The sequence below is a fragment of the Paenibacillus alginolyticus DSM 5050 = NBRC 15375 genome, assembly GCF_000422905.1.
GTDB lineage: Bacteria > Bacillota > Bacilli > Paenibacillales > NBRC-103111 > Paenibacillus_E > Paenibacillus_E alginolyticus.
Genome location: NZ_AUGY01000061.1, coordinates 40,727 through 51,127, shown reverse-complemented (window position 1 = coordinate 51,127; position 10,401 = coordinate 40,727). Strand labels below are relative to the sequence as shown.

Genomic DNA, 10,401 nt, shown 5'->3' with positions numbered 1-10,401 from the left:
CGATCGAGCACGAGCGCATACCGCCCAAGACCCCCAATATGAACGCATACATTGAGTCATTTCATAGCATTATTGAAAGAGATGTGTACACAAAAGAGTACTTTGAAACGTTTGAAGAAGCTTACCAAAGAGTACACACATACATTGAATTCTACAACCAACGGCGTTTCCACGGAAGTCTGCACAAAATGAGTCCAAGCCAGTACCATGCAGCTTGGGAAGCTAAAAAATTAGAAGCCGTAGAAATTGCGCTTTAGTGTGCTAGAGAAATGAGAAGCTGCGAGAGCGAGAGCATTTAGCAGCTAGACTCCATAATTAAGGGGCCGAACCGAATGAGCAGCTGATTAGAAATTAGCTGCATTTTTTGCAGCAAATTTTGTTCGAACAGTTCCTTAAAGGTGTGGCGGAGCGAGGAGGAGGGTGGAGGAAGTGGGGGTAATTCATGCGAGAGGAAGTGTGTCATGTCACAATCAGGAATGGGTTAGCAGGCAGCAGGGTAAAGGGGTAGTAGCAAAGTAATGGGTGAGCAGGCAGCAGGGGAAAGGGGGAGTAGCAAAGTAATGGGTTAGCAGGCAGCAGGTAAAGGGGTAGTAATAAGGTAATGGGTTAGCAGGCAGCAGGTAAAGGGGTAGTAATAAGGTAATGGGTTAGCAGGCAGCAAGTAAAGGGGTAGTGGTAAAGTAATGGGTTAGCAGGCAGCAAGTTTATGGATTAGCAGACCGCAAGATAATGTCTTAGTAGCCAGCTATGTAGTGTGTTGTAGCAGCAAAGCAGTCAGCTAGTTAATAGGTTCATAGCAGCAAGATAATGCAAGAAATCGCCAGCTTGTCTATAACTATACAAAAAAACCTTGTTTCAGCAGCTGATTTAGCATGCCTAACAAGGTCTTTCTTTTAGTTGGTTTCTTCTGTCCACTGTCTTAATTTGCGATCCGAAGGGAGAAGGAACGTCAGGATGCCGAGGAGTGGTAGAAAGGCACACATTTCCATAACACGTGTCGTGCCTAGGGTGTCGCAGAGATTTCCTAGGACGACACTCCCGATGCCCCCCATTCCAAAAGCTAAGCCTGTAATTAAGCCAGAAACGGTTCCGACTTTCCCGGGAAACAGCATTTGGGCGTACACAACGGTAACAGAAAAGCTGGATAATAGAATGACTCCGATAATAACAAGTAAAACGTAAGCCCAAGTTATGGACACATGCGGTAACAGCAAAGCAAACGGCGCTGAACCAAGCATGGAAAAGAAAATGACATTCCGCTTACCGAAGCGGTCTGCAAGCGGACCGCCAAAAAATGTTCCAACTGCACCAGCCGCTAGGAACAAGAAGATAAAGTCCTGTGCGCGGTCGATTGACATGCCGTATGTATCCTTCAAGAAGAAGGCGAAGTAGCCGCTCATTGCTGCTCCGTACCAAGAACGGACGAACACTAGAAAAATAAGCAGGCAAATCGCAAACATGACTTGCTTGCGCCGTTGTGGATTGACGGTGCGTTGTACGATTGTTTTAGCTTTAACCGGTGTGGCAATCAGCACGGATTTATACCAGCGCGCAATATATAATTGCACGGCGATAGCTACTGCTGCAACGCCTGTGAACCATATGGAACCGAATAATCCAAGTGGAATGAAAATCCATTTGGTCATCATAGGGGCCAAAGATTGACCGGCATTTCCGCCAACTTGGAAAATGGATTGAGCCAGACCTTTGCGACCTCCCGCGGCCATGTGAGAGACACGAGATCCCTCTGGGTGGAAGGCGGCTGAGCCCAGACCTACAAAGCAAACAGACAATAACACGACCCAATACGAATGTGCGAACGCGAGCAGCAGCATACCCGTAAGGGTGGATGCCATGCCAATCGGCAGCATATAGGGTGAAGGCTTGCGATCTGTGTATAAGCCGACAACCGGCTGCATAATGGAAGCCGTGAAGTTAATGGCGAATTGCACCCAACCAATCTGTGAATAGCTAAGTCCCATCTCGCTTTTTAGTATGGGAAAGATAGCAGGGATGACAGATTGAATTGAATCGTTGAGTAAATGGACAAGACCAATTGCGAATAAAATCCGATATACGGTAGGTTTAACGTCTCCGGTACCATGTAAGCTCTTGGAGCTTTGATCGGGAGATGATGCTGTAATGGATGCCATGTTTCTCTCCTCTCCAGTCAGCAGATTCCCTTTATTTTTCTAGGAAACGGCCGAGGTCTTCTCCCATTTTAACTTTAGAACCAAGCTGCAGATCCGGTCGAGGCTCAAACATATCATCTTCAAAAAGGAGAACGACGGTTGAACCAAACTCGAAGTAGGCTAGTTCTTGACCTCGCTCAAGGTTTTTGGGAAGAGGCTTCACATATTGAATAGAACTTACATTAAGTGCCCCGACCTTGACCACAGCAACTTCACCGGCATTATGCTGGATAAAGGTGATTAACCGTTCGTTACGACTTAGTACTCTCTTCATATGACGAAGGCCAAACTCATTCACAGGATATACTTTTCCTAGCACATGCTCGCTCTCAAGCACATCACCTGAAATCGGCGAATGAATCCGGTGGTAGTCTGTAGGGCTGAGGTACAGAACAAAATAAAAGCCATTTTTATAGTTGACCGTACGGGGGGAACGATTCAGCAGCTCTTCGATGGTGTAGTCTTGGCCTTTGACATTCACAATTAAGCCTTCTTTAATGTCGCCGATACCTGTAATCATGGCATCAACAGGACTTACAACACGAGACAAGTCTTCGTGAATAGGGCGTAACCCTGGCTTTAATCTGCGTGTGAAGAAATCATTCAAAGATTTATAATCTTGTAACTGCTTCTCAGCATCTTCAATACGTATTCCGTAGGTTTGGGCAAAGCGGGGAATGAAGATCCGGCTTGCTTTGGATCTGGCAAAAGCACCTGTCACTTGGGACACCCATTTGCGTGAAGACAGCTCCGTAAGCAATCGAAAAAATGGTTTAGACATAGATTAAAAAACTCCTGTTCATTCATGTGTTTAGGAGAGACCTTGATCAAGATCAAAGATCCCTTCATGCAGAGAGACTTTGATCAAGATCAAAGATCCCTATATATGGCTCTTCGCTAATCTTGCCACAGAAAGGTAAAAGAATCAATTGTCGAATAAGGAAGGAATGCAAGGCAAGCACAAGAAAAAAACAGCCTAATGGCTGTTTGAGGTGGAATATGCTAGCTTTGCTTATAATCCCCGCAGGTATAGCACGTAGCGAGGTTAACGGAGATGGGAACAGAGGAGCCGGCGAACTTGATACATTGAACAGGGGTTCGAGACGAATGATCAGAAATACTCGTACAGGACTTGCAGCTTGCGATTAGCTCAAAGGAAGCATCTAAGGGCAGCGAATACTGTAAGACGATATTCTTCTTCATTAATAGACCTCTTTTCCTTGTGATGGATGCGAGCCGGATCCTAGCAGGAGAAGCCTTTATGTAAACGCTTTACTTTCAATGTCTATCATATCACAAAATGGATCAAGTTGCCTTTGGTATTTCCCGAAAGGAAAACGTCAATGCTGTTGATGAGGTGAAAGAACGTCATGACTTTAATAATCGTGATACTTAGTATTCTGCTTCCGATCAGCATGCTAGTAAGTGCTTGGCTGTTCACATTCTGCCGAACGATTTATCATGTGTTAGCAGTAGGGTGTGCTTATGTGTTTGGTATCATCAGCGTGCTCGCCATTTATGAGATTTTAAGAGATGAGACGGTATTTATGACGAATATTCACGGCATTTTTCAAAATGGGCTATTCCTGTTAAGCGGAGGTTACTTGGGGTGTTATGGGATCTACACGTTACTGAGATGGACGCTGAAGGAGCTTAGAAGTGAGTAATCGGTCTTGCAACAATTTTAGGTAGAAGCTCGTTAAGAAGATTAGGTCCAAAAGGGAAGGTAGATGAAGATGAAACGAGATATACCTTTGTTGATCAGGAGCGCTGTGTTCGCAGCTGCATTTTCACTGCTCTTAACGGGCTGTTCGTCGTCTCACCCGGGAGTCAGTCCATCTTCCTCAGCACCCGCCGCGACACCGCCGAGCGTGGATGCTACTCCAACACCGATTTCGTCTCCATCACCAACTTCAACACCAGTCGCAACAAGCGGTGTTACGGCGATGACACTGGAAGAAAAGTTAGGACAAATGATTATAGCGGGAATAGATGAGTACAGTATGAATGCACATGCACGCGAACTGATTGAAGCTTATCATGTTGGCGGGATTATATTATACAAGCCAAATGTGAAAAATACGACTCAGCTGGTAGATCTAGTTAATGAATTGAAACAGACGAATGCCGTGAATAAGCTTCCGCTTTGGCTGGGTGTAGATGAAGAAGGCGGCAGGGTGACACGGTTACCGGATGAGATTATGAAAACACCGACCAGCATGGACATCGGTAAAACGGGTCGTCCTGTACTGGCATATAATATCGGTCAACTTCTAGGGAAAGAACTAAATGCCTATGGCTTAAATATGGATTTCGCACCTGATCTGGATGTCAATAGCAACCCCAATAATCCGGTCATTGGTGACCGTTCATTCGGATCTAACGCTTCTATTGTGGGCAGTTTTGGTGTTCAAATGATGAATGGACTACAGAATCAGAAGGTTGTCCCTGTTGTGAAGCATTTCCCTGGACATGGTGATACTTCGATAGATTCGCATGTGGGACTGCCGATCGTTCAAAATGATCTCGCCCGTTTGCGCAAGCTTGAGCTGGTTCCATTCGCAGAAGCTTTCAAGCATCAGGCTGATGCGGTCATGGTCGCTCATATTCTGCTGCCAAAAGTGGATGCTCAGAATCCCGCTTCGATGTCGAAAAAGATTATGACAGATCTTTTGCGTAAGGAAATGGGGTTTGAGGGACTCATCATGACAGATGATATGACGATGGGAGCCATTATCACAAACTATGATCTGGGTGAGGCTGCGGTGAAGTCTGTTCTTGCGGGGTCAAATATCGTCATGGTCGGACATGATTATGAGAAGGTCGTCACGGTCATAGACGCACTGCGAAAAGCCGTTCAATCCGGGCGAATACCGATGGAAACAATCAACCAAAGTGTTCGTCAAGTCACGAAGGTGAAACAGAAATACCAACTTACGGATCGTCCGATCAAAGTTCCTGATACGAAGAAGCTAAACGCTGAGGTGCAAAGCGTACTAGGGACAAAAGCAAACAAATAACACCGTTCCTGCGGATTCATTCGCAGCACGGTGTTTTTTTTGCTTGATTAAAGCGGGGGGATGCCGCCATCTAACAAGAATTTTGCATATCCGTCAATGGAAAGAACCAGCTCCTGACATTGCGATCCATTTTCATCATCGATGCTAGAATTGGTTGGTTTAATAATGAGAGAATCGTAGGCTGACATGATGGAAAAGCAGGATTGCTTGTTTGTACGGATACGGATACTTTACATGTACCAATGAAACAAATGCCCAAGCTTTCTTTTATAATCCGCATATGTATAGAGAGTAGTTGGTGAATTCGACCATTTATCTAGGTTAGCGCACATTTTCTCGGGCTAGCGTACCTATCGGGCGGAGACTGAATATGTTACAAGTGACTAATTCTTGGAGAATGGAGAGGAGTCTATGAGTAAGAGTAAGAACAGCAGGGTAAGACCTTATGTGAAAAAAGTGATCTCCAGCAGGGTGAACGAACTGGATTGGATAGATGAGATTGAACCAGTATCAGATCCAGTGAAGCAAGAGAAAACAGAGAAAGCTGAGAAAGCAGAGAAAATAGAAAAAGTCGAACCCGTTCAGAAGACGGTAACAAGTGATCCACAACCGCCACTCAAAGGGAATGTGAAACCCCCGGTCGAAACGACCAAAATTAACAAGCAATCCAGTCTAATGAAGGTTTCCACTACGACTACCGCGCCCCCACCACCGCTGTTATTGCTTTCTGAAAGAAAAACGGGGAAATTTGTAAACCCTGTTGTCTATACAGATGATATTGTCGAGGAAGCGATCACTTGGGAGAAAATTGCAAGTCGCTCTGTCGATGAGAGCAAGATTAAACCTCTAAGTATCGGCACTAAAGCTTTGAAGGATTTTGCAATCGAGCATTCGAAGCTTGCTCCGGGCAGCGTAACAAGAGATAAGATCGCTATTCAAGCGATCAATGATGAACATATTGCTCCGCATAGTATTTTGGGTGATAAAATTCAGGATGAATCCATTCCGGGCAGTAAACTGCTGGACAATAGTATCACAGCCGATAAACTGGCCGATCAAACCATTGATTCCATAAAAATTGCTCACGGTTCCATTCTTCCCCAACATTTGTCTGAGCTGATCATTACGAGCGAACTCATTGATAATCAAGCGATAACGGGAGAGAAAATTCATAGTGGCGCCGTGCAAGCAAAGCATTTGTCCAATTATATTATTGATACCGCCAAGCTGACAGATGCTTCAGTCACAACGGATAAGTTAAGAGATCAGGCTGTGACCGAAGAGAAGATCGCCAATGAGAGCATTACTTCTGTTCATTTTCAACCACAAAGTATTTATGGAGAGCACTTGGCTAATGGCAGTGTTCTAAGCCGTAACATTGCTCCGCGTCAAATTGAAACAACGCATATTGCTGATTTTGCTATTGAGAGTTTTCATTTGAAAAATGAGTCAATCACTACAGATAAGCTGGCGTGGGATGCCGTAAATCAAGATCAGATTGTGGATATGGCTATATCGAGCTCGAAGATTGCTCCACAAGCGATTGAAACGAAACATTTGCAGGAAGCCTCCATCTTTGGTGAACATATTACCGATGAAGCCATCACTAGTCGTCATATCGCTGCAAGCTCGATTCAAGCGGAGCATATTGCGAATGGTGCTTTATATGGAAGTATGCTTTCGGATGAAAGCATTACATCAGATAAGTTGGCAGAAAACCTCATTACGGATAAACACATTCATCCTAATGCCATTCAAAGCCAGCATCTTGCGGACGCTAGCATTTCGAACTCGAAGCTGAAAGATGGGTCCATTACATCAGCTAAATTGGTAGAGGACCTTGTTGAAGGAAAGCACCTTCGCAGTCAAGCGATTGGTAATAGGCATTTGATTGATGGTGAAATAACGCCTTCCAAGCTTCAAGATGGAACGATCACCTCTTCTAAATTAGCCGAAGGCTCGGTTGAGGGAAGACATATTAAAGCAGAATCCATACAGAATACACATTTGGCTGATCAAATCATTTCTACCGCTAAGCTTGAAGCAGGTGCTGTGACGAATGAGAAATTATCGGAGGGTAGTGTAGATACTTCTAAGTTGAAGGATGACAGTGTAACTTCTGATAAAATCTCTCTGAGTTCCATCAAAACAGGGCATTTGCAAGAAGGCATCATTAGTAGTACTCATTTGAAGGATGTAGCCGTATTAGGTCAACACATTACTCATCAGGCAATTGGTAAAGAGCACCTTCAGAATGGAATTGTCACTGAGGATAAGATGGGGTTAAAGGTGATTCGTTCGGAGCATGTCGCAGATCAAGCAATAGGCGAGAAACAAATTGCTTGGTCAGCGATTCAACGCGAACACATAGCCGAAGAAGCCATTTCAACCCTTCATTTGCAAGATGAAACCATTACAACGAGTAAAATCGCGGAAGAAGCTGTAACAAGCAGCAAAATGGCCGCGATGTCTGTTGAAACTCGCCATCTACAAGAGAATATTATTAATGGTCTGCACATTAAACCAGGTGCAATAACGTCTGAACATTTAGCCCAAGGATCTATTACTATTGGCATCTTCGCTGACCGAAGTCTGGAAGGAAGTAAACTTGTCGAACAATCGATTACTTCTGAAACTCTTGCGCTAGGAGCTGTTACAGAAGAAAAGCTGGCAAATGGAGCGGTTGGAACCCAGCATCTGCAAGCTGAATCCGTATCATCCAAGGTACTCCAGGATCGAGCAGTGACAACAAGGAAACTGGAAGACCAAGCGGTGAAGGAAGCCAATTTAGCAGATGCGAGTGTGACTAGCCGCAAAATCTCAGTGAAAGCCATCAATAGTGAGCATATCGCTGATGGGGCGATTACAGCGGCTAAACTGGCTAATGAAAGTATTCATGGCAGCAAGCTAGTGAGCGGCGCGCTTAGTGGAAGACATTTGGCAGACGGGGCTATCACGAGTTCCAAAATATCAGCGCTCGCTGTAAATAGTGAGCACTTATCGGATGGTGCTGTAAGTAATTCGAAGTTGGCAATGGGCAGCGTAGACAGTACGAAGCTGTCTCTAGGATCAGTTACAAGCAAACATTTGTCTGATGGTGCAGTAGATAGAACAAAGCTTGGGTTTGGGGTTGTCGATACTGAGCACCTGGCAAACGGTGCTGTTGATAATGATAAGCTTGCTGCGAATTCAGTAGACGGAAGCAAATTGATTCTTGGCGCTGTTAGTAATTATCATTTAGCTGATAATGCGGTGTATGGAGCGAAGCTGGCGACAGGCAGCGTAGACAGTAGTAAGTTGACAACAGGCTTGATAAAGAATGAGCATCTGTCAGACGGTGTTGTTGATGGTGCGAAGTTGGCAGCAGGTAGTGTAGATGGAACTAAGTTGGTGGCGGGTTCGGTTCATCGGGAACATCTCATTGATAGCGTTGTAGATGGATCGAAGCTGGCAGCAGGCGCTGTAAATAATGAACACTTAGCGAATGGGATAGTGGATGGATCTAAGCTTGCAGACAGCAGTGTAGGAAGTAGTAAATTAGCTCTAGGATCGGTTGGCAGCGGTCACCTCATTGATGGTTCTGTTACGAGTACTAAGCTGGCTGCAGGTATTGTGGACAGCAGTAAGTTAGTCACTGGGGCTGTGAACAGCGATCACATCGCGATTGGATCCATTAATGCATCAAAGCTGGCTCCAAACAGTGTGGACGGCAGCAAGCTGGTGGCAGGCTCGGTAACGAATGAGCACTTAGGTGATGGAGTCATCACAAGCAGCAAGCTGGCTCCATTCAGTGTGGATGGCAGCAAGCTGGTATCTGGCGCCATTAGTGGCTTTCATCTCTCAGAAGGTGCAGTTGATATTACAAAGCTAGCCGCAGGAAGTGTAGATGGCAGCAAACTGACAGCTGCATCCATCAACAACGCTCATCTTATCGACGGTGCTGTCGATGGGGCTAAGTTGGCAGCAGGAAGTGTAGATGGCAGCAAGTTGACCGCAGGTGCTGTTAGCGGCGATCATCTCGCTGATGGCGCATTGTATGGCGCGAAGCTAGCTGCAGGAAGTATTGATGGCAGCAAGTTGGCCTCTGGCATCATCAGCAACTACCATTTGACCATTGGCAGCGTGGACGGAAGTAAGCTCATCGCAGGTGCGGTTACGAATGGACATTTGGCGGACGGTGCAGTGGATGAGGCAAAGCTGGCTGATGGCAGTGTAAACGGTCGAATTCTGGCGGGCGGCTCGGTGAGTAGTGAGCACCTTGCTGATAAAGCAGTGTCAGGCTCGAAGTTGGCCCCGGGCAGTGTAGACAGCAATAAGATTAAAGTTGGCGCAGTAACTAAGGAGCATTTGGCTGCAGCCGCGGTAGATGGCAATAAGCTGGCGGCAGGCAGTGTGGATAGCAGTAAATTGGTAGAAGGTGCGGTAAGAAATGAGCACCTGATGGACGGCGCTGTAGATGCGGCGAAGCTTGCAATTGGCAGTGTAGATAGCAGCAAGTTGGCGTTTGGAGCAGTGGACAGCAGTCATCTGGTACCCGGTTCCGTAGACGGATCGAAGCTGGCAGCTGGCAGCGTAGATGGCAGCAAGTTGGTAGCCGGCGCAGTAAATAGCAGCCATCTGGCAGAAGGTGCATTGGAAGGATCGAAGCTGACGGTTGGCAGTATTGATGGCAGCAAACTAGCCTATGCGGCTGTTAGCAATTTCCATATTGCGAGTAGCAGCATTGACGGATCAAAGCTTAAACCAGGTGCTATAAGCAGGGAGCACATTGCAGATGGATCGCTTTCTGTAACGAAGTTAACGGAAAATGTTCTGCAGACGCCAAGTACGAAAAAAAATATTACGCAGCAGTTTGGACTCGTTCCTTTTGAAATGAAAATTCAGGATGAGATGATGGAAGTCGTATTACACTTCGATGAGAAGTTTGCGGATGAGAATTATGTGTTGACGGCGATGACGGATCACCAGGCCTGCTATGTATCTGTGAAACAAAAATCGATGGAAAACGCCATAGTATCCGTTATACGTGCCAAGTTTTCACCCGATCAAGAAGGTATCGTGAATTGGATAGCTATCGGCAAAAAGTTGTAAATGAAGAGGGCTCAGGTAGATGATAAACGGCTTGTGTCGCAGATTCTGCGAGCTAGCCGTTTTTTGTTGTTTAGCGGCGTTTTATCTTGTGGTTGAAT

At 45.7% G+C, this 10,401-nt stretch carries 6 protein-coding genes; 4 read left to right on the top strand and 2 right to left on the bottom strand.

Annotated features, from left to right (window positions below; all coding sequences use genetic code 11):
• The coding region (locus G519_RS0124705) for an integrase core domain-containing protein (RefSeq protein WP_029196968.1) at nucleotides 1-257 on the top strand (257 nt) is incomplete at its 5' end.
• A gap of 636 nt (nucleotides 258-893) precedes the next feature.
• Here the strand turns inward: G519_RS0124705 and G519_RS0124700 are convergent.
• Complete coding sequence (locus tag G519_RS0124700) at nucleotides 894-2,153, bottom strand: MFS transporter (RefSeq protein WP_036633712.1); 1,260 nt, start codon at nucleotides 2,151-2,153, stop codon at nucleotides 894-896.
• Nucleotides 2,154-2,184: 31 nt separating this feature from the next.
• Nucleotides 2,185-2,973: an archaetidylserine decarboxylase gene (gene asd / locus G519_RS0124695; protein WP_029196966.1), complete on the bottom strand. Its 789-nt coding sequence runs from the start codon at nucleotides 2,971-2,973 to the stop codon at nucleotides 2,185-2,187.
• Between the two features lie 589 nt (nucleotides 2,974-3,562).
• Here asd and G519_RS0124690 point away from each other — a divergent pair.
• The 3 genes from G519_RS0124690 to G519_RS47770 all read left to right on the top strand — a co-directional run bounded on the left by G519_RS0124690 (nucleotide 3,563) and on the right by G519_RS47770 (nucleotide 10,303).
• On the top strand, nucleotides 3,563-3,859 hold the full coding sequence (locus G519_RS0124690) for a hypothetical protein (RefSeq protein WP_029196965.1): 297 nt from the start codon (nucleotides 3,563-3,565) through the stop codon (nucleotides 3,857-3,859).
• Between the two features lie 69 nt (nucleotides 3,860-3,928).
• Nucleotides 3,929-5,212 (top strand): beta-N-acetylhexosaminidase, encoded by a 1,284-nt coding sequence (nagZ, locus tag G519_RS44435; protein WP_084160322.1) that lies wholly within the window; start codon nucleotides 3,929-3,931, stop codon nucleotides 5,210-5,212.
• Nucleotides 5,213-5,623: 411 nt separating this feature from the next.
• A complete protein-coding gene (locus G519_RS47770) occupies nucleotides 5,624-10,303 on the top strand; it encodes a WIAG-tail domain (protein WP_051253659.1) in 4,680 nt (1,559 codons plus the stop codon).
• The last annotated feature ends 98 nt before the right edge of the window (nucleotides 10,304-10,401 follow it).